21 protein-coding genes are annotated in these 19,269 nt (G+C 70.6%); 8 read left to right on the plus strand and 13 right to left on the minus strand.

What is annotated here, in order from left to right; genetic code table 11:
• Window positions 1-67 precede the first annotated feature (67 nt).
• Window positions 68-601, plus strand: a complete 534-nt coding sequence (locus tag ACYQ78_RS18430) for a histidine phosphatase family protein (protein ID WP_459802072.1) — start codon at window positions 68-70, stop codon at window positions 599-601.
• Here ACYQ78_RS18430 and ACYQ78_RS18435 read toward each other — a convergent pair.
• The 3 genes from ACYQ78_RS18435 to ACYQ78_RS18445 form a co-directional block, all read right to left on the minus strand.
• Window positions 558-1,409 carry a helix-turn-helix domain-containing protein gene (locus tag ACYQ78_RS18435; RefSeq protein ID WP_459802073.1) on the minus strand — a complete coding sequence of 284 codons (852 nt, stop codon included), beginning with the start codon at window positions 1,407-1,409 and terminating at the stop codon, window positions 558-560. The genes ACYQ78_RS18430 and ACYQ78_RS18435 overlap by 44 nt on opposite strands.
• A 19-nt stretch (window positions 1,410-1,428) precedes the next feature.
• Window positions 1,429-2,379, minus strand: a complete 951-nt coding sequence (locus tag ACYQ78_RS18440) for a HAMP domain-containing sensor histidine kinase (protein WP_459802074.1) — start codon at window positions 2,377-2,379, stop codon at window positions 1,429-1,431.
• A gap of 77 nt (window positions 2,380-2,456) precedes the next feature.
• A complete protein-coding gene (locus tag ACYQ78_RS18445; RefSeq protein WP_459802075.1) occupies window positions 2,457-2,996 on the minus strand; it encodes an MmyB family transcriptional regulator in 540 nt (179 codons plus the stop codon).
• Window positions 2,997-3,084: 88 nt separating this feature from the next.
• Here ACYQ78_RS18445 and ACYQ78_RS18450 point away from each other — a divergent pair, with 88 nt between their 5' ends.
• Complete coding sequence (locus tag ACYQ78_RS18450; RefSeq protein WP_459802076.1) at window positions 3,085-3,909, plus strand: helix-turn-helix transcriptional regulator; 825 nt, start codon at window positions 3,085-3,087, stop codon at window positions 3,907-3,909.
• A 21-nt stretch (window positions 3,910-3,930) separates the two neighbouring features.
• On the opposite strand, the gene ACYQ78_RS18455 is transcribed toward ACYQ78_RS18450, so the two are convergent.
• Window positions 3,931-4,350, minus strand: a complete 420-nt coding sequence (locus tag ACYQ78_RS18455; protein WP_459802077.1) for a hypothetical protein — start codon at window positions 4,348-4,350, stop codon at window positions 3,931-3,933.
• 130 nt (window positions 4,351-4,480) lie between these two features.
• On the opposite strand from ACYQ78_RS18455, the gene ACYQ78_RS18460 reads away from it, so the two are divergent.
• Window positions 4,481-5,506 carry a M24 family metallopeptidase gene (locus ACYQ78_RS18460; protein ID WP_459802078.1) on the plus strand — a complete coding sequence of 342 codons (1,026 nt, stop codon included), beginning with the start codon at window positions 4,481-4,483 and terminating at the stop codon, window positions 5,504-5,506.
• Window positions 5,493-5,972, plus strand: coding sequence for a permease-like cell division protein FtsX (locus ACYQ78_RS18465; protein WP_459802079.1), 480 nt, complete (start codon window positions 5,493-5,495; stop codon window positions 5,970-5,972). Before ACYQ78_RS18460 ends, ACYQ78_RS18465 begins: the two co-directional genes overlap by 14 nt.
• On the opposite strand, the gene ACYQ78_RS18470 is transcribed toward ACYQ78_RS18465, so the two are convergent.
• Window positions 5,969-6,538 carry a 1,2-dihydroxy-3-keto-5-methylthiopentene dioxygenase gene (locus ACYQ78_RS18470; protein ID WP_459802080.1) on the minus strand — a complete coding sequence of 190 codons (570 nt, stop codon included), beginning with the start codon at window positions 6,536-6,538 and terminating at the stop codon, window positions 5,969-5,971. The two genes, ACYQ78_RS18465 and ACYQ78_RS18470, sit on opposite strands and share 4 nt — an antisense overlap.
• 84 nt (window positions 6,539-6,622) lie before the next feature.
• Between ACYQ78_RS18470 and ACYQ78_RS18475 the strand changes: the two genes are divergently transcribed.
• From ACYQ78_RS18475 to mtnK, 3 genes are read left to right on the plus strand one after another with little or no spacing between them, the layout of a single operon-like run.
• Window positions 6,623-7,708, plus strand: a complete 1,086-nt coding sequence (locus tag ACYQ78_RS18475; protein WP_459802081.1) for a substrate-binding domain-containing protein — start codon at window positions 6,623-6,625, stop codon at window positions 7,706-7,708.
• Window positions 7,705-8,679, plus strand: a complete 975-nt coding sequence (locus ACYQ78_RS18480; RefSeq protein WP_459802082.1) for an ABC transporter permease — start codon at window positions 7,705-7,707, stop codon at window positions 8,677-8,679. The genes ACYQ78_RS18475 and ACYQ78_RS18480 overlap by 4 nt, the downstream gene beginning before the upstream one ends.
• Entirely contained in the window at window positions 8,666-9,835 is a 1,170-nt protein-coding gene (gene mtnK / locus ACYQ78_RS18485) for an S-methyl-5-thioribose kinase (protein ID WP_459802083.1), read from the plus strand. The genes ACYQ78_RS18480 and mtnK overlap by 14 nt, the downstream gene beginning before the upstream one ends.
• Here mtnK and mtnB read toward each other — a convergent pair.
• From mtnB to ACYQ78_RS18525, 8 genes are all read right to left on the minus strand, one after another.
• Window positions 9,825-10,436, minus strand: coding sequence for a methylthioribulose 1-phosphate dehydratase (gene mtnB / locus ACYQ78_RS18490; RefSeq protein WP_459802084.1), 612 nt, complete (start codon window positions 10,434-10,436; stop codon window positions 9,825-9,827). The two genes, mtnK and mtnB, sit on opposite strands and share 11 nt — an antisense overlap.
• Window positions 10,436-11,092, minus strand: a complete 657-nt coding sequence (gene mtnC, locus ACYQ78_RS18495) for an acireductone synthase (RefSeq protein WP_459802085.1) — start codon at window positions 11,090-11,092, stop codon at window positions 10,436-10,438. Before mtnC ends, mtnB begins: the two co-directional genes overlap by 1 nt.
• On the minus strand, window positions 11,089-12,039 hold the full coding sequence (locus tag ACYQ78_RS18500; protein WP_459802086.1) for a nucleoside hydrolase: 951 nt from the start codon (window positions 12,037-12,039) through the stop codon (window positions 11,089-11,091). Before ACYQ78_RS18500 ends, mtnC begins: the two co-directional genes overlap by 4 nt.
• Entirely contained in the window at window positions 12,036-13,025 is a 990-nt protein-coding gene (locus ACYQ78_RS18505; protein ID WP_459802087.1) for an S-methyl-5-thioribose-1-phosphate isomerase, read from the minus strand. Before ACYQ78_RS18505 ends, ACYQ78_RS18500 begins: the two co-directional genes overlap by 4 nt.
• Entirely contained in the window at window positions 13,012-13,899 is an 888-nt protein-coding gene (locus ACYQ78_RS18510) for an ABC transporter permease (RefSeq protein ID WP_459802088.1), read from the minus strand. The genes ACYQ78_RS18505 and ACYQ78_RS18510 overlap by 14 nt, the downstream gene beginning before the upstream one ends.
• The gene (locus ACYQ78_RS18515; protein ID WP_459802089.1) at window positions 13,896-14,927 is read right to left on the minus strand and encodes an ABC transporter permease; all 1,032 of its coding nucleotides are present in this window, start codon (window positions 14,925-14,927) and stop codon (window positions 13,896-13,898) included. Before ACYQ78_RS18515 ends, ACYQ78_RS18510 begins: the two co-directional genes overlap by 4 nt.
• A 61-nt stretch (window positions 14,928-14,988) precedes the next feature.
• Window positions 14,989-16,470: an ABC transporter ATP-binding protein gene (locus ACYQ78_RS18520; protein ID WP_459802090.1), complete on the minus strand. Its 1,482-nt coding sequence runs from the start codon at window positions 16,468-16,470 to the stop codon at window positions 14,989-14,991.
• Window positions 16,470-17,498: a BMP family ABC transporter substrate-binding protein gene (locus ACYQ78_RS18525; protein WP_459802091.1), complete on the minus strand. Its 1,029-nt coding sequence runs from the start codon at window positions 17,496-17,498 to the stop codon at window positions 16,470-16,472. Before ACYQ78_RS18525 ends, ACYQ78_RS18520 begins: the two co-directional genes overlap by 1 nt.
• Window positions 17,499-17,777: 279 nt before the next feature.
• Here ACYQ78_RS18525 and ACYQ78_RS18530 point away from each other — a divergent pair, with 279 nt between their 5' ends.
• Window positions 17,778-19,205 (plus strand): helix-turn-helix transcriptional regulator, encoded by a 1,428-nt coding sequence (locus ACYQ78_RS18530; RefSeq protein ID WP_459802092.1) that lies wholly within the window; start codon window positions 17,778-17,780, stop codon window positions 19,203-19,205.
• Window positions 19,206-19,269 lie beyond the last annotated feature (64 nt).

The following is a 19,269-nucleotide window of genomic DNA, read 5'->3' on the forward strand; positions in this document are numbered from 1 at the left end:
CCCGCGCTGTGGGTAGGGCGAGCCGTTTGACTCGGGCTTGACAGAGGGCTTCTGGCAGTATCCGGGGATGCGTTTTCTCTACCTGGCCAGGCACGGCGAGGCGACCCCCGACGAGACCGCCCTGACCGAGAACGGCCGGCACCAGGCCCGGCTGCTCGGCGAACGGCTGCGCGATCTCCCCATCGACGTGATCCACCACGGCCCGCTGCCCAGGGCGGCGCAGACGGCGTCGATCGTGGCCGCGCACCTGCCCGGGGTGCCCGTGCACGTCTCGGAGGCGGCGGGCGACTACGTGCCCTGGTTCCCCGGCCCCGACGCCTTCCCCGAGGAGGACCGCGAGGTCGGCCCGGCGCTGGCCCGGGAGGCCGAGGCCGCTTTCACGGGGGTCACCGACGAACCGCGTACCGAGCTGGTGATCACCCACGGGTTCCTGATCGCCTGGCTCGTACGGGCGGCGCTGGAGGCCCCGAAGGCGCGCTGGATCGGCCTGAACTCCGGGAACACGGGGCTGACCTGCATCCGCTACGGCGCCGATCGTCCACCCGCGCTGTTGTTCTTCAACGACCTGGGCCACCTGCGGCCGGAACCGCGGCCTCGTTGAGGCTCGCCGCCAGCTCTCGCAGGGCCTGGTCCGAAGGGCTGTCCGGGTCGGCGGCCAGGACGACGAACTTCTGGCCGGTGCCGCTGACCGAGAGCACCTCCCACGAGAGGGTGAGGTCTCCCAACCGGGGATGGCGCAGTTCCTTGACCTCGTTGCCGCGCGTCTGCACCTCGTGCAGGGCCCAGATGCGGCGGAAGTCGGCGCTGTGGGCGGTGAGCTCCGCCACCAGGTCGAGCAGGTAGGGGTCGTCGGGGTCGGCGGCCACGGCGGTGCGCAGCTGGGCCGTCTTGGCGCGGGCGGCCTTCTCCCAGTCGGGGTAGAAGTCGGCGGCGTTCGTACCGAGGTAGATCATGCGCGTGCAGTTGTCGAGACATCCCATGCCCTCGTACAGGGCCTCGACCAGAGGATTGGCGGCCAGCACCTCGAAGCGGCGGCCCAGCACCAGCGCGGGCGCGTGCCGCGACAGGTTCACCAGGCGCAGCAGACTGGGGCTGACCTGCTCCATGACCCCGGTCACCACCTGCGGGCGCGCCCACGGGTGGGCGAGCGAGTAGAGGTAGGCGGTGGCGTCGGGGTCCAGCTGCAGCACCCGGGCCAGGGCGCTCAGCACCTGGGCGGAGGGGTTGCGCTCGCGCCCCTGCTCCAGCCGGACGTAATAGGAACCGCTCACCCCGGCGAGCATGGCCACCTCCTCGCGCCGGAGCCCCGGCGTCCGGCGCGAGGGGGCGTGCAGGAAGCCCGCCTGGGCTGGACTGGTGGCCTCACGTCGGGCGCGCAGGAAGTCGCCAAGGAGGTTGTTACTGTCCATTTCATCACCATATGAGTAGTTACTGCAGCACCATGATGCGCGATATCCGCAGGACGAACCGGGCGCCCACCGCCGAGTCCTCCAGGTCCAGGCTTCCGCCGTGGCGGCCGGCGATGTCGCGGGTGATCGCCAGGCCGAGGCCGCTGCCGCCCACGTCGAGGCGGCGGGCGTCCTCCAGACGGGTGAACCGCTCGAAGACGCGCTGACGGTCGGCGGGCGGAATCCCCGCGCCGTCGTCCGTCACGGCGATGACCGCCTCGTCGGCCGTGACGGTCAGACTGAGCCCGACCGAGGAGACGGCGTGCCGCCGGGCGTTCCCGACGAGATTGGCCAGCGCCCTTACGAGCTGGATGCGCGACCCGAAGATCCACACGTCGGGCGCGGCGTCGAGCCTGACCGGGATCGCGCCGATCACCCTGTTCATGCGGTCGGCCTCCTGGACGAGCAGGCCGGTCAGATCGATGAGCTCGTGCGGGGCGGTGCCGCCCGCGGCGTCCAGGCGGGCTTGAGCCAGGACGTCGGCCACGATCGTGTCCAGGCGGTCGACGGTGGCCAGGGCCGCGCGCAGACTGTGGGCCGGATCGGTGTCCTCGGGGTGGTCGAGGGCGTCCTCGAGCTCGGCCCGCAGACCGGCGATCGGATTACGCAGCTCGTGCGAGGCCATGGCCGCGAACCCCTGCTGCTGGACGACCGCCTCCTCCAGCCGGGCGAAGGTGAGATTGGCCGCCCGGGCCAGCTCGGCGAACTCGTCACCCCCCGAGGGGATGGGCAATCGGCACCCCAGGTCGTTCGCGGTGATCTTGTCGATGTGGGCCCGGAAGGCCCTGATCGGCCGCAGTGCGCGGCCGACGACCCACCAGGTGGCCACCCCCGCCCCGGCGGTCAGCACCAGGCCGAAGCCGATCAGCACGACCTCCAGGTCGTATTCCTGGAGCAGCCCCGCTTCCGCGACGGCCACCGTGATCAGCATGGCCAGAACGGTCAGGACCAAGAGTGAGGCGGTCGTGGTGCAACGTGTGCGGATGGATCGGGATGAGTGGGCGATGGTCACGGTCGACCTCCGGTTCTGGCGGCGAGGGTGCCCAAGAGGTGGAGCGCCTGCTCGGAAGGGCTGTCCGGTTCGGCCTGGAAGGCGAGGACGTGATGTCCGGGCAGGCGTACGACGTCGAGCACGTCGCAGAAGAGGGTCAGTTCGCCGACGAGGTGGTGGCGCAGGCGCTTGACCCGGCGGGCGTCCGACGACATGTCGTGCCCCGCCCAGATCCGCCGGAAGTCCTCACTCCGTTCGGAGAGTTCACGGAGCAGGGCGTCCAGGCCGGGATGATCCCCCTGGGCGACGATGGAGTGCAGGAGATCGGTCGCGGCGGCGGCGATGTGCGTCCACTCGGTGAAGAAGTAGCCCGCCTCGGGGTCGAGGAAGACCAGCCTGAACAGGTTGTCGTTGTACCGCAGCCCGCCCAGCAGCGCCGCCCCCAGGTCGTTGGCCGCGCGCACGTTCATCACCGGATCACAGAGCAGGACCGGCACGTCGTGCCATCCGTCCATGAGCCGCCGCAGACAGGTGTCCGCCTCGATGCTGCTGTTCATGGAATCGAACGTAGGACGGATCGCCCGAGCGAGGGTGGCCGTGGTACACCCAGCCATAAAACAGACATAACGGTCATAGAGTGGACGCGTGGACAACGACAGAAGGCTCGGCGAGTTCCTCCGGGCCCGGCGCGAGGCCACCCCTCCCGACCTCCCGGACGCCGGATCCCGCCGCACCCCCGGCCTCCGCCGCGAGGAGGTCGCGACCCTGATCGGCGTCAGCACCGACTACTACATCCGCCTGGAACAGGGCCGCGAACGGCATCCCTCAGACCAGGTGATCGCGGCTCTGGCGGAGGTGTTCGGCCTGGGCGCCGACGCCCTGACCCACCTCTACACGCTGGCGCATGGCGACCTCCCCGCCGACCCGGAGGACGCTTCGGCGGGGCAGATCAGCCCGAACCTGATCCGGCTGATGGACAGCTGGCACCGGACCCCCGCCTTCGTGATCGACCAGTTCATGGAGGTGGTGGCCCTGAACCCGTCGGCGACGGCCTTCTACTCGCACGGCCTGAAGCGGAGGACGAAGGTCGGCAACAACACCCTCCGCGCGATGTTCCTCGACCCGGTGGTCAAGGAGTTCTACGGCGACTGGGAGGCGACCGCGCGGACCAAGGTGGCCCATTTCCGTGCGATGGCCGGGCGGAACCTGCGTGATCCCCGGATCACGGGGTTGATCGAGGAGCTGTCGGACGAGAGCGCGGAGTTCCGGGAGGCGTGGGCTCGGTATGACGTGCAGGTCGAGCCCAGCCGGGCGCGGCGGTTCCGGCATGAGCTGGTGGGGGAACTGACGGTCAACTGCGAGGTGTTCGCGTTGGCGGGGTCGCCGGGGCAGCACCTGATCACTTTGCAGGCCGATCATGGGACGCACTCGGCGGAGGCGCTCGACGCGCTCTGCCGGGAGACCCTCTGAACGACACGATCGACCGCTTGTTCAACCCGATCGGGTCGGCAGCCTTTTGATGATCGGTGCGGTCGGCCACAGCCGGATGAACCCCCAGGCGATCAGCAGGCTCGGGAGCACCCCGGCCAGTGCGACCGCGACGCCGCCCAGTCGGCCGCCGCCGGTCCATCCGAGGGCGCCGATGTTGGCGACCGTGACCACGAGGGCCAGCCAGGAGACCCAATGGGCCGGGTCGGTTCGTGACCAGCCGAGGGCCGCGAGAAGGACGAGGACGCCGCCGATGACGATCGGCGCCGCGAAATCGGTCCAGTCGGTGAGGCGGGTGAGCCCGGCGTAGGCGAACGGAAGCCAGGCCAGCCAGCCTGCCCCGATGGCCACTGCAGCGGTGGTGCGTGACACGGTGAAGGCCTTCACGTCTTCGAGCGTGAAATGCGGAGGTGACGAGGTCAAGGCATCATCGGATAGCGGGCGCGAATGGGTCTGTCACGGCTTCGCGGAGGGCGATCACCAGCACACATGTTGCCGCGAATAGCGCGCTATATCCTGCGGTTGCCAGGTCGTGCCGTCACGGGGGGTTCGCTTGTCTGACCATCTGCTCTTCTCCTACGGGACCCTGCGCCTCCCGCAGGTCCAGCTCGCCCGGTTCGGTCGGGAGCTCGACGGGCGGTCCGACGCGCTGCTCGGGTTCCGCCTGGAGACGGTGAAGATCACCGACCCGTCGGTCGTCGCCGACAGCGGGAGCGACGAGCACCCCGTCGCCGTTCCGTCCGATGGAGCGGACGACGCCGTCGAGGGCATGGTGTTCGCGCTCACCGACCAGGATCTGGCTGCGGCCGACGCCTATGAGGTCGACGACTACCTGCGGGTCAAGGCCGACCTGCGGTCGGGGGAGAAGGCGTGGGTGTACGTCGACGCCGCCACCGCCGAGGAGTTCCGGGCCAAGCGGCTGCTGAACGCGCAGGCCAACGCGATCATCCTGTTCGACGAGATCGTCAAGCGTGACCTCATCCTCCCCGGCCTGACCGAGCGCGACATCAGCGACGCCATCCGCGACCTGGCCAACGAGCTGTTCGGGACCACCCGCCACTGGCACAAGCGGATCGTCCGGTCGGGGCCGAACACGCTGTTCCCCTACCGGGAGAATCCGCCCAACCGTGAGGTCGAGGCCGACGACATCCTGTTCTGCGACTTCGGGCCGATCTTCGAGGAGTTCGAGGCCGATCTCGGGCGCACCTACGTCCTCGGCGACGACCCGGTGAAGCACCGGCTCACCGGCGATCTGCCGGTCATCTTCGAGGCGGGGCGCGCGTTCTTCGCCGCCGATCCCGGCATGACCGGTGCCCGGCTGTTCGCCGAGGTCGACCGGCTGGCGCGTGAGCGCGGCTGGATCCTCGGGCACGTCCACGCCGGTCACCTCGTGGGGGAGTTCCCGCACGAGAAGATCGACGCCGACGACATCGAGTCGTACATCGCCGCGGGTAACTCGACTCCGATGCGGCGCACCGACAAGGCCGGGCGGGTCGCCCACTGGATCCTGGAGGTCCATCTGGTCGACGCCGAGCGCGGCTTCGGGGGCTTCTACGAACAGCTTCTTGACCTCGGCTGATCCGGCTCGGCGCGGTCAGGTCGTGCTGGCGCTGATCGCCGCGGCGGTGGCCGCGGTGGTCGTGACGGCACTGGTGACCCGGCTCGACCGGGACGACGGGCCCTCGTTCCGGATGGTGTCCGTGAGCGGGTTCGAGATCGTCGTGTTCCTCTGCGTGGAGGGTGCGCCCTGGGCCCGCTGCGACCAGGGCGACCCGGTCCTCGGCGGCCGGGGGGCCACCGAGGACGACAGGACGGCGATCGAGCGGGAGCTCGCGGCGATGCCGCAGGTGGCCGCGATGTGGTTCATTGATCGTCAGCGGGCCTACCGGGAGTTCGCCGGCGATTCTCCCGAGCTTGCCCACACCGCCGTGCCGGAGAGCATGGCCGAGTCGTTCGCCCTGCGGCTGAGGCCCGGCACCGACCGGAACGCCGTGATCGTCAAGGCCAGATCGCTGCGGGGCGTGGCCGAGGTCATCAGTGGCTAGGCGGCGCGTTCGGCGGCGATCGTGTCGTAGTCGGGGATGCGCGAGGAGATCTGGTCGCCGGTGAAGTCGCCGATCCAGCCGTCGTCGTCGTGGAAGAAGCGGATGGCGGTGAAGTGGGGGCTGGTGCCCATGTCGAACCAGTGGGTGGTGTTCTTCGGCACGCTCAGCAGGTCGCCCGGCTCGCAGAAGACGGCGTTCACTTTGCCGTCCACATGGAGGTAGAAGATGCCCGAGCCGGCCACGAAGAAGCGGACCTCGTCGTCGTCGTGGGTGTGCTCGTTAAGGAACTTCGCGCGGGCTCCGGCCGCCACGTCGGCGGGGGCGTCGGGGCCCAGTTTGGCGACGTCGACGAAGATGTAGCCCTCTTCGGCGACGACGGCGGCGATCTCGTCCTTGTAGGCGGCGAGGACCTCGTCCTGGGTGGCGTCGCCGAGGCCGTCGCGGATCTCCCAGTGGCGCAGGCGGACGCCGATCTCCTTCAGGGTGGTGGCGATCTCGGCCTGGTCTTCGGTCCGCAGGAGGGTCTCGGGGGCGGGTCCGTCGGAGTACACAGTGAGGTAGGTCATGGGCTTCGTCCCTCATCAACGGCTATTTGCTTAAATCCTACTTGAAAAGTAGACAATACTCTCGGGCCTGCCTAGCATCCGAGTGTGATTCATGTACGACTCCTCGGAGCCTCCCTTCTCCTGGGCGTCCTGGCGCTCGCGGGATGCTCCCAGGGAACCCCTGCCGCCCTTCCCGAAAACACTCCCGCGGCCGCGCCGGCCGCTTCTCCTACCGCTTCCGTTCCGGCGAAGTTCGCCGCCGGGGGAGTGCGGATCGCTCTGGTACGACAGCTCTCGTCCGGTGACTACTTCGAGCAGTGGCTCGCGGGGGCGCAGGCCGAGGCGCAGGCGCTCAAGGTCACGCTGGAGGTCTCCAGCGGCGACGGCAACAACGACAAGCAGGCGCTCAACCTGGAGCAGGCCGTCCAGCAGAAGGCCGACGCGATCATCGTCGACCACGGGTTCGCCGACACCGTCCAGCCCGCGATCAAGAAGGCCGCCGACGCCGGGATCCCGCTGGTCGCCTTCGACGTCGATCCGGGCACGCCCAAGGCCGTCGCGCTGACCCAGGACGACCACAAGATCGCCGAACTGGCGCTCGGCGCGCTGAAGGCCGACACCGGAGGCTCCGGCGACGTGCTCTACGTGTACGTCTCCGGCTTCGCCCCCCTCGACCGCCGCAACGAGGTGTGGACGACCTTCAAGAAGGACAACCCCGGCATCAAGGAGGTCGCCCAGATCGGCGTGGTCAACAACTCGACCGCCTCCGCCGTCGCCGACCAGGCCAAGGCCGCCCTCACCGCCAACCCCGACGTGAAGGCGATCTTCGCCCCCTACGACGAGTTCGCCAAGGGCGCCGCCATCGCGGTCAAGGAGCTCGGGCTCCAGGACAAGGTCAAGATCTACGGCGCCGACATCTCCACCGCCGACATCGGCGTCATCACCGAGCCGAACAGCCCGTGGGTGGCGACCGCCACGACCGACCCGTCGAACGTGGGCCGGATCGCGGTGCGGGCCGCCGCGCTGCTCGTCGGCGGGGCGCAGGTCGAGCCGGAGATCAAGATCCCGCCCACCCTGGTCACCCAGAAGCAGCTCCTCGACGGCAAGATCGCCAACATCGAGCAGCTCACGAGCGCCGTGCCCGAACTGACCACGCCCGACGTCGCCAAGGTCCCCTGGGCGGCTCCGTGACCCGAGCGGCCTACCGGTACGGCCTCCTGGTCGTACTGGCCGCCCTGATGGTCGTCTTCGCGGTGCTCCGCCCCGCTTTCGCCACCTACGGCAACGCGTTGATCGTGCTGCAGTCGGTGGCGATCGTCGGGGTGGTGGCGCTGGGCGTGACCGTGTCGATGACCACCGGCGGCTTCGACCTGTCGGCGGGGGCCAACGTCGGCGCCGTGGTCATGGTGACCGCGCTGACCATGGTCCGCTTCAACCTCACCGGCGGCACCGCCATCGTCGCCGGGCTGCTCACCGGGCTGCTCGTCGCGGGGGTGAACGCGCTGCTCACCGTGGTCGCGAAGATCCCCGACCTGGTGGCCACGCTGGGCACGATGTTCCTGTTCCAGGGGCTCGCCCTGATCCTCACCTCGGGCAGATCGGTCGCGCCGGGCATGACCGTCGACGGCGCGCCCGCGCCCGGCCGCTACACCGAGGGCTTCGCCTGGATCGGGAGCGGCAAGATCGGGTCGGTGCCGGTCCCGGTCGTGGTGTTCGCGCTGGTCGCGGTGGTCGTCTGGCTGTTCCTCGAACGCACCCGCTGGGGCATCGCCCTCTACGCCATCGGCGGCAACGCCGAGGCCGCGCGGCTGGCCGGGATCCGGGTGAAGCGCTACCGGGCCCTCGCCTACGCCGTCTCCGGGCTCTGCGCGGCGGTCGCCGGGATCATGCTGTCGGCCCGCCTCGGGCGCGGCGACGTCGGCGCGGGCGACCCCTACCTGCTCCAGTCGGTCGCGGCGGCGCTGATCGGTTACGCCGTGCTCGGCGCCAACCGGCCCAACGTGACCGGCACGGTCGTCGGCGCCGTCTTCATCGGCGTGGTCATCAACGGGATGACCATGCTGAACGCCCCCTACTACACCCAGACCTTCGTCCAGGGCGCCCTGCTGGCGGGCGCGCTCGTCGTGAGTTACACCCTCAGGAGTTCCGTTGACCGGCTATGAGCTGCTCACCGTCGACAACGTCGCCGACTACCTCGCGAGCAGGCCCGCCCTGGCGCGGTTCGCGAACCCGGTCTCGGTACGGGAGATCGGCGACGGCAACATGAACATCGTGTTCGCGGTGCAGGTCGCCGACGGGCCCGGCGTGGTGCTCAAGCAGTCGATGCCGTACGTGAGGGTCGACCCCACCTGGCCGATCACCCCCGACCGCAACCGCATCGAGGCCGCGGTGCTGGCCGAACACGGCCGGGTCGCGCCGGGCCTGGTGCCCGCGCTCTACGACGTCGACCACGACCGCCACGTCGTCGCGCTGGAGGACCTGTCGGACCACCAGGTCTGGCGCGGCCTGCTCAACGAGGGCGTCCGCACCGAAGGGGCCGCCGCCGACCTGGGGCGTTACGTCGCCAAGGTGGCGTTCGGGACCTCGGTGTTCGGGCTCGGCAACCACGCCCACAAAGACGCGCTGGCCGCCTCCATCAACCCCGAGCTGTGCGAGATCACCGAGGACCTGGTCTTCACCGAGCCGTACATCGAGCACGAGCACAACAAGATCCTCCCCGCCACCAAGGCCGACGTCGCCGCCTACGTCAACGACCCCGCCGTGCGGACCGCGATCGGGCTGGCCAAGCTCGCGTTCATGACGCACGGCGAGGCGCTGATCCACGGCGACCTGCACACGGGCTCCGTGCTGGTGGCGCCGGGGTCGACGCGGGCCTTCGACGTCGAGTTCGCCTTCTACGGGCCGGTCGGCTTCGACCTCGGCGCCCTGTGGGGGAACTACCTGCTGGCGGCGGCGCGCGGCTTCGTCCAGGGGAATGACGAGCACGCCCGATGGGCGCTCGGGCTGGCCGAGGAGACCTGGGCCGCCTTCGAGACCGAGTTCACCGCCCTGTGGCCGGAGCGGGTCGACCCCCGGATCTACGGCGACGGGGTGCTGACGGGATATCTGGCCAAGGTCAGGGCCGACGCGGCGGTGTTCGGCGCGGCCAAGGCGGCCCGGCGGATCATCGGCTTCGCCCGGGTCAGTGACATCGAGACGCTGCCCGAGCCGGAGCGGGCGGTGGCGATCAGGCGGGTGCTGCGCGCGGCGCGTCACCTGCTGACCGCCGAACCCGGCCGGGACCTGTTCGACCGGGTCGGCGAGTTCCTCAGCGAATAGCGATTCGGTAGGCCAGCAGCCACTCGACGCACTCGGTGATGTGCCTCGCCCGGTGCAGGGTGGGCGCCCACGTGTAGAGGCCGTGGTTGGCGACGATCACGGCGGGGGTCCTGGCGTCGTACACGGCCTCGAAACGGTCGCCCAGTTCGGTCATGTCCTGGCTGTTCTCGATGACGGGGATGACCACCTCGTCGTCGTGGGCCAGGCGGCCGATGCCCTTGAGGGTCTCGACGTCTTTCAACACGACCCCTTTGGGCCAGTGGTGGCCCGCGAGCACCGCGTTGAGCGCGTGGACGTGCACGATCGCGTCGGCGCCCGACACCGCGGCCACCCGCGCGTGCAAACCTGCCTCGGCCGACGGGGTCAGGGGTTCGACGCCCGCGACCTCGACCGGCTCACCCGCCGCGCCGACCACGGCGATGTCGGAGGCGACCAGTTCGCCCTTGTCGAGGCCGCTGGCGGTGACCGCGAGCCGCAGCGGATCGCGGGAGACCACCTCGGACAGGTTGCCCGAGGTGCCGCGCATCCAGCCCATGCCGGTGAACCTGGCCGCCTCGACGGCGAGCCGCGCTCCGGCCTCCAGCACGTGTTCCCGGTTCATCAGATCTCCTCGAAGCTCGTGGCCACACGGTGCGTGCCGAAGTCGGCGCGCTCGCTGGGCTCGCCCGGCCGCCTGATCCCGATCGCCTGCCAGCCGGCCGCCGCCGCGGCGTCCAGTTCCGCCGGTACGTCTGACAGGAACAGTAGGTCGTCGGTGCCGAGCGCGGCGGCGATGCGCTCGTAGGACGCGCTCTCGCGTTTCGGGCCCGCGTTGACGGTGTCGAAGTGGTGCTCGATCAGCTCCGACAGGTCGCCGTCGGGGGTGTGCCGGAACCACGGCCGCTGGCTGGAGACCGCGCCCGAGGAGAAGACGGCCAGGTGGCGGCCCTCGGAGTGCCACTTGCGCAGCCGGGGGGCGACGTCGGGGAAGAAGTGCGCGGTGAGCTCGCCGTCGGCGAACCCGGCCGCCCAGATCTGTCCTTGCAGGGTCTTCAGGGGGGTGGCCTTGACGTCGCCGTCCATCCACGCGTGCAGGATCGCGACGGTCTCGTCGGTGGTCTCACCGCCTGTTTCCCGTACGGCCTGCGCCACCTCGGGGTCGTCGCGGTGGGCGTCGATCCACGGGCCGAGGCGCGGGCGGGCGTAGGAGTAGAGGCCCACGTGCACCGACTCGGTCGAGCTCGTGGTCCCTTCGATGTCCAGCACGATCCAGCTCATCGGGTGAGCACCTCCACGAAGTCGGCGACGAAGCGGGCCGCGTCGACCTCGGTGATCACCTTGGTCGGCGGGGCGGGTTCGTAGGGGAAGGCGGGCGGCAGGCCGTCGTGGGTGCGCATCAGCCGCGCCCGCGACATGAAGCCGTCGGTCCGCACGTTGACCGGGCCGTCGGCCCAGGCGGTGGCGAACGTCGGGTCGAGCAGGATCGCGGCGGCCAGCGGGTCGTGCAGCGGGATGATCCGGCGGCCCCACTCGTTCTGGTAGAAGTCCATGTACGAGTCCAGGATCTCCGTCGCGAACCTCGCTGTGGGCGTTTTCGTCGCTCGCAGCGCGCCGATGGCGATCTCGTCGAGGATCGTGGTGGCGGTGACGTTCACGCCGACCATGACCAGTTCGTTCCGCGGCGCCGAGAAGACCGCGCTCGCCGCCACCGGGTCGTTGTTGACGTTGGCGTCGACCATCAGCAGCGTGCCGGGCGGGGCGTACGGGCCCGAACCGCCCATCAAGACGACTTTCCGGTAGCGGGTGAACAGGTCGGGGTCGAGACGCAGCGCCAGGCCCAGGTTCGTGAGCGGGCCGAGGGCCAGCAGGTCGAGCTCACCCGGCTGCTCCCGGCCGAGGCGGACCAGGAGTTCGGCCGCAGTCTCCGCGCCGGTCTCGGGCAGGGGACGGTCGTAGCCGACGTCGCCGAGGCCGTCCTTGCCGTGGACGGCGCTCGCGATGCGGGCGTCTCCGGTGAGCGGCGCGGTGGCGCCCCGGGCGATCGGGACCTCCAGGCCGAGCAGCCGGTTCACATAGGCGATGTTGCGGGCCGAGTCGGGCTCGACGCAGTTGCCGTACACCGAGGTGATCGCGACGATCTCGGCGTCGGGGCGGCCCGCCAGGTAGAGCAGGGTGTGGGCGTCGTCGATCCCCGTGTCGGTGTCGACGACGATGCGCCTGGTCATAGTGCTTCCTTAACGTTCTCCGGGCGGAAGGCGCCCTTCTCGGTGACGATGCGGGTGACCAGGTCAGGTGGTGTGGTGTCGAAGGCGGGGTAGTGGCCGACGACGCCTTCGGCGGCGGTGCGGGCGCCGAGGACGTGCAGCACCTCGTCGGGGTCGCGGTACTCGATGACCACGTCCGCCGGGGTGGGGGCCTGCGGGTCGGGGCGCTGGACGAGGGCGTGAAACGGGCGGCCGAACCTCGCCGCCGCCAGGGCGACGCCCAGGGTGCCGACCTTGTTGATCACGTGGCCGTCGAGGGTGACCCGGTCGGCGGCGACCAGCGCCACGTCGGCGACGCCGTTCGCGAGAGCGGCCGCGGCCATGCCGTCGGTGATCAGGGTCGGCTGGTAGCCCATCTCGACCAGGGTCGCGGCGGTGAGGCGGGCGCCCTGGAGGTAGGGGCGGGTCTCCGTACAGACGAATTCGAGGTATTTGCCCTGCTCCTGAGCGGCCTGGACGGTCGCGATCAGGTAGTAGTCGGCCCAGCAGTGCGTGAGCACGGTCGAGCCGTCGGGCAGCAGGTCGGCGGCGTGCCTGCCGAGGGCGGCTGATCTGTCCCGGTAGGCGGTGTCGTGGGCGGTGGCCGCCTGTTCCACTTCTTCGGCCAGGTCTCCACCGTTCAGGTCGGCGAGGATGGCGTGGACGGCGTCGCGGATGTGGTTGTTCGTTGGCCGGGTCGCGATGAGCCTGTCACCGGCTCTGCGCAGTTCCTCGATGGCCTGGTGGCGAGGCTGATGGCGTACAGAGCGAGCCGCCAGCACCATCGCGGCCGTGGTCGCGAACAGCGGGCCCGAGCTCTGTGTGACCATGTCCTTGATGGCCTGGGCGACCTCGTCGCTGGTGGTGCAGCGGACCCAGGTCTTCTCGAACGGGTAGACGCGGCGGTCGAGGATCTCCACGACGTCGCCGACCAGCCTGACCGAGTTCGCCAGCTCAGGCGTGTGCATGGGATCTCCTCCGCAAGAACGCGGCGACGACCAGCGCCACCAGGGTGATCACGTAGGGCGCCGCGTCGGCCGCCTGCTGCGGCAGGCCCGCGCCCTGGAGCCGGAAGCCGAACGCCTCGGCGACGCCGAACAGCAGGCAGGCCAGCAGCAACCGGTAGGGCAGCACCCCGCTGAGCATCACCGCGACCACGGCGATCCAGCCGCGTCCGGCGCTCATGCCCTCGCTGAACAGCGTCACGTTGCCGAGCGAGAGCTGCGCCCCCGCCAGCCCGCACAGCCCGCCCGCGACCAGCGTCACGCCGTGGCGGTAGGCGGCGACCGGCAGCCCGACCGCCTCGGCGGCCTCCAGATGCTGGCCCGCCGCGCGCAGCCGCAGCCCCGACCGGGTGCGGGTCAGCCAGGTCGCCATCACGACGACCAGCAGCAGCGCGACCGGCACGAGCGGCGACTGCTCTCTGATGACCGGTACGTCCAGACCCAGCTCGCCCAGAGTGGGGAGTCCGGCCAGGTCGGGGGAGCTGTAGGTGCCGCCGCTGCCGAAGATCTGCCGCATCAGGAACGCGGTCAGCCCGAGCGCGAGCAGGTTGAGCCCGACCGCGACCACGATCGGATCGGCCTTCAGCCCCACCGACGGCACCGACAGCAGCGCCGAGAACAGCACCGTCGCGGCGACCGCGCCGACCACCCCCGCCCACGCGCTGCCGGTCAGATCGCTGACCACGACCGCCACGAACGCGCCCCAGAGCAGCTGGCCCTCCAGCGCGATGTTGAACACGCCCGCGACCTGGCAGAGCAGCCCGCCGAGCGCGGCCAGCAGCACCGGCGCGGTGGCGGTGAGCACCCCGGCCAGGAACGACCACTCGAAGACGTTCACCGCCGCCTCCTCGACCGGACCGTCGCCAGCACCGCGACGATGACGATGATCAGCCCTTGGACGATCTGGGTGAGCTGGCTCGGCACTCCGGCCTCCCGTTCCATGCCCTGTCCGCCGACCTGGAGCAAGGTCAGCAGCGCCACCGCGACCGGGATCGCGACGGGCCGCGCGGAGGCCAGCAGCACCGCCGCGACGGCGGTGAAGGTGTAACCGGGCGCGGTCAGCGCGCCGTCGACGAACCGGTAGGGCGGTCCGAGCACGATCAGCGCGCCCGCGAGCCCCGCGAACGCTCCGCCTCCGGCCAGCGCGAGCGCGGCGACGCGGTCGACCTTGACGCCGCCGTAGCGGGCGAACTCGCGGTTCTGCCCGGTGGCGCGGATCTCGTAGCCGCTCCTGGTCCCGCCGTCGGCGTAGAGCCAGAGGCCGGTGAGCACCACGATCAGCGGCAGCCCGATCGTGACGTAGCCGCTGCCGCCCAGGAAGGGGAGGTGCGCGGCGTCCGGCAGGATCGGCGTCTGCGCGATGCCGGTGTTGGGCTCGGCCAGCGGGAACCTGACGAGATAGGAGGCCAGCGAGACGGCTGGAGCGCTGATCAGCAGCGTGCTGACGATGGCGGGGATCCTGAGCCGTGTGCTGAACGGCGCGGCGATCGCCGCCACCAGCCCACCCGCGAGCGCCCCCGCCACGAGCGGCAGCACGATGGCGACGACGGGCGGCAACGGCACCAGGAGCGCCAGCGCAGCGGCGGTCACCCCACCGATGGCGAGCTGCCCGTCGCCACCGAGGTTGAACTCGCCGGCGCGCAGCGGGAGGGCGAAGGCCAGCGCCATACCGAGCGTGGGCACGAACGCCGCGATCGTGTATTCGAGGTTGCCATCGGCGACGGCGCCCCGAACGAGCGCGGGGTAGGCCAGCGTGGGATCGACGCCCACGACGAGCATCACGAGCGTGGTCAGCACAAGCGCCCCGACCACGGCCACGACGGGCGCGGAAACGACCACCCGACGGGCGAGAGCGGTCGCGGTCATGTGGATGCCCTGCTTACGTGGTTGCCTGTCCCGGTCGGTCTCTGCGGTTTCGCCGAGATGCTCATTCGGCTGCTCCCGTCATGGCGCGGCCGAGTTCTGTCTCCGTGGCGTCGCCTGGGAACTCGGCGACGATGCGGCCCTCGTACAGGACCAGGATGCGGTCGGCGAGTTCGCGTAGCTCGGAGAGTTCGCTCGACTGGAGGAGGATGGCGGCGCCCTCGTCTCGGGCGGTCAGGAGCAGGGCGTGGACGCGTTCCCGCACGCCCACGTCCACGCCCTGGGTGGGTTCCTCGGCCACGACCACCTTCGACGGGCGGGTGAGTTCGCGGGCGAGGACCGCCTTCTGGGCGTTGCCGCCGGACAGGGCGCCGATCGGGACGTCGACCGAGGCGGCGCTGATGGAGAACCGCTCGACCAGGTCGCGGGCGCGCGCCCTGACGGCCTTTCTCGGCAGGCCCCACCGGGTGGACACCGTGTGCTGGGCGCCCATCAGGATGTTCTCGGCCACCGACATGCCGGGCGCGGTGGCCCGGCCGTGGCGGTCTTCCGGCACGTAGGCGACCCTCGGGTCGCGGCCGGCCAGGACGGGGGTGCCCGCCAGGAAGACTCCGGGGACCGCGCCGCGCAGGCCGGTCACCGAGTCGATGAGTTCCCGCTGGCCGCTGCCCGCCACGCCCGCGACGCCGACGATCTCGCCGGGGTGGACCTTCAGCGAGACCTCCGACAGCCGGGCGACGCCGTCGGCGTCGTGGATCGTCAGGTCGCGGACCTCCAGGACCGGGTTCTCCTGCGGAGGCAGGGGGCGCTTGGGGGCGGGTGGGGTCAGGGAGCGGCCGATCATGGCGTTGACCAGTTCGTTCGCGTTCGTCTCGCGGGTGGTGAAGCGGCCGGTCACGCGGCCGTGGCGCAGGACCGTAACCCGGTCGCCCACGGCCATGACCTCGGTGAGTTTGTGGGTGACCAGGAGGATGGAGACGCCCGTCGCGGCGACCGTTCTGAGGACCTCGAAGAGGCGGTCGGTCTCACCCGGGGTCAGGACGGCCGTCGGTTCGTCGAGGATGAGGACCTCGGCGTCGCGGTAGAGGGCGCGCAGGATCTCCACCCGCTGACGCACCCCGACCGGCAGGCCGCCGACCAGGGCCGACGGGTCGGCGCGCAGGCCGTACTTCTCCGAGAGGGCGGCCACCGCATCGTGCGCGGCGGCGCGGTCGAGGCGGCCTCCGCGCACGGGTTCGGCGCCGATGACGATGTTCTCGGCCACGGTCAGGTCGGGGAAGAGGCGGAAGCGCTGGTGGACCATGCCGAGGCCGTGGCGGATGGCGTCGGCGGGGGAGCGCGGGCTGATCGTGACCCCGTCGCGGCGGATCTCTCCGGCGTCGGGGCGGTGCAGGCCGTACAGGATCGACATCAGCGTGGACTTGCCGGCGCCGTTCTCGCCGACGACGGCGTGCACCTCGCCCCTGGCCACTGCCAGGTCGATGCCGTCGTTGGCGGTCACGGGGCCGAACCGCTTCGTCACTCCGACGAGCTCGGCGGCGTACATCAGCTTTGGAGCGGGTCCGCGACGGTGATCTTTCCGGCGACGATGTCGTCGCGGGTCTGCTTGACCTTGGCGACCACGTCGGGGCTGGCGGAGACCGTGCAGCCGGAGGAGGCCAGGTCGTCGGCGAGGGCGTTGACGCCGACGCCGCCCTCGGCCAGGCCGTAGACCTTCACACCGCCGGTCTTACCGCCGAAGATCTCCTTGATGGCGGCGCTCTCGGCGACGTCCACGTGCTTGAGGACGTTGTCGATCACGTTGCCTGGGCTCAGCGCGCACTGGTTGACGTCCACGCCGAACGCCTTGCCGCCCGAGGCCGCGACCGCCTCGAACACGCCCGGGTTGCCGCCGGAGGCCGCCGCCGCGATGACGTCGACGCCGCGTCCGGTGAGGGTCTGGGCCTGCGACTTGGCGCGGGCCGGGTCGCTGAACGGGTTGCTGCCGCCGACGTAGAGCGGGGTGCCCGTGCTCTCCGGCTTGACCGACTTGGCGCCTTCGAAGAACGGCTCGATCCAGCGGTGGATGAACGGGGTGTCGAGCGCGGCGACCACGCCGATCTGACCTGAGGTGGAGAGCAGGCCCGCCTCGACGCCGGCCAGGTAGGCGGCCTCGTGCTCCTTGAAGGAGACGCACGACAGGTTCGGCGCCTGGTCCTTGGCGCACGAGTCGACCTGGAGGAACTGCTGGCCCGGGTTGGCCTTCGGGACGGTGGTGAACACGTCGTCGAACGAGAAGCTGATGCCGACGATCACGGTCGGCTTGGCCCGGACGGCCGCGTCGACGTTCTGCGCGATCGAGGTGGGGTCCTTGCTCTCGTACAGCTTGAAGGAGGCGCCGAGCTCCTTGGCGGCGGCCTCGGCGCCCTTGACGCCGAGCTGCAGGAAGCTGTTGGTGCCGACCGGGTTGGGGGTGATCAGGATGATCGACTTGGCCGGAGGGGCCCCGGCCTCGGTCTCGGGCTCGTTCCCGCCACAGGCGGCGAGGCCGAAGAGGAGGAGGGTTGCGGCGGCGATCGTGGGGGCGTGTCTCATGGTTTCCCGGTTCCGAGCTGCGGAGATGGTGCACCGAGAGCATATCTACACTATTCCTACCGGAACAACCGGGTATGGCCTTGACGTGCGGCCAATTACATGGTTACTTAGTAGGAAATATAGGTAATTGAACCGGGTCTCCGTGGGGACGTCCGTGCCGACGAAGGTCCTGCGGCCGGGCACTGATCACTCTTCCGGCGGAGCGTCGTTATGGAATTAATGGATCGGCCGCTCGATTTGATTCGCCAGGTATTCGCGGACGCATCGGGAGACGAACAGATGAGGGCGAAAGTATCGGCCCTCGTCGACGAATGGCTCGGGCGCGACCGATTATCGTCGGAAACGCCGTGGACACATTTCCTGCGTGGACGTCCGCACGAGGCGCTCCGGGAAAATCCGGAGTTCGCCGACCGGGTCGCCTGCCTTTATCCGGGGCTCGTTCCCGCTCCTTCTCCGGCCGGGGTCGAGGTGACCACCGGGCTGGAGGGCACCCAGGTCCTCGCCGCCCTCTACGCCGGCCACGACGCCGCGACCGCGGTGGCCCGCGCGGAGCGGGTGCTGCGGCTGTGCCCGATGGGCGAGGCCGCCCTGCCCTCCCTCGTGGCGGCGCTCACCACGCTCGTCCACGCCGACCGCGCCGACCTGGCCGCCCGGTGGTGCGACCCCCTGCTCGAACAGACCACCACCCGCTGCGACCCGGCGTGGCTGGCCGTCTTCGCCGCGATCAGGGCCGAGGTCGCCATCAGGCAGGGCCGCTTCGCCGACGCCGAACGCTGCGCCAAAGACGCCCTCACCCACGCGCCCGCCGCCTCGTGGGGGGTCGCGCTCGGCCTGCCGCTGGCCGCCATGACGGCCGCCAAGACCGGGCTGGGCAAGCCCGAGGACGCCGCGCGTTACCTGGCCGTCCCGGTGCCGGAGGCGATGTTCCAGACCCCGGTCGCGCCGCACTACCTGACCGCGCGGGGCGACCACCTGCTGTCTCTCGGAGCGGCCGAGGAGGCGCTCGCCGACTTCCTGGCCTGCGGCGATCTGCTGCGAGGCTGGGGGATCGACCTGCCCGGCATCGCCGCCTGGCGCCTCGGCGCCGCCCGCGCCTGCCTGCGTCTGGGTCGTACGTCCGAGGCCCGCCGGTTCGCCGAGGAACAGCTGGACCTGCTCGGCCCCGAACCCACCCGGACCCGGGGATCGGCCCTGCGCCTGCGCGCCGCCGCGCTGCCTCTCGGGCGGCGGCCGGAGGAGCTCGAACAGGCCGTGGAGATCCTCCAGATCGCCCAGGATCCCTACGAACTGGCCCATGCCCTGGCCGACGCCGGGGCCGCCTACGCCGAACTCGGCGACGGCCCCAAGGCGCGGTCTGCGGGGCGCCGGGCGCGGTCACTGGCCCGCTCCTGCGGCGCCCGGCCCCGCGCCGCCGCTCGGCCCGGCGACGAGCAGGTGCCGCATCCGGTCGCCCGCGAGGCCGCCGCATCCGTCGTCGGGCCCGGTTCGGAGGTCCTCGGATCCGGCGTTCCCGAGCCTGTGGCGAGTCGGGGCGATCTGAGTGAGGCCGAACGGCGGGTCGCCACCCTGGCGGCCCAGGGGCAGACCAATCGGCAGATCTCGGGAAATCTCTTCGTTACGGTGAGCACCGTCGAACAACATCTCACCCGCATTTATCGGAAACTCGGCGTGACCCGTCGCGCCGATCTCCCGATATTTCTCGACTGATCCGCTTAGGGGTCGCTAGGGGTACTCCATAGGGGGCCGGTTCGCGAGGCTGGAAACAGCTTTC

The sequence above is a fragment of the Herbidospora sp. RD11066 genome (genome assembly GCF_054661255.1).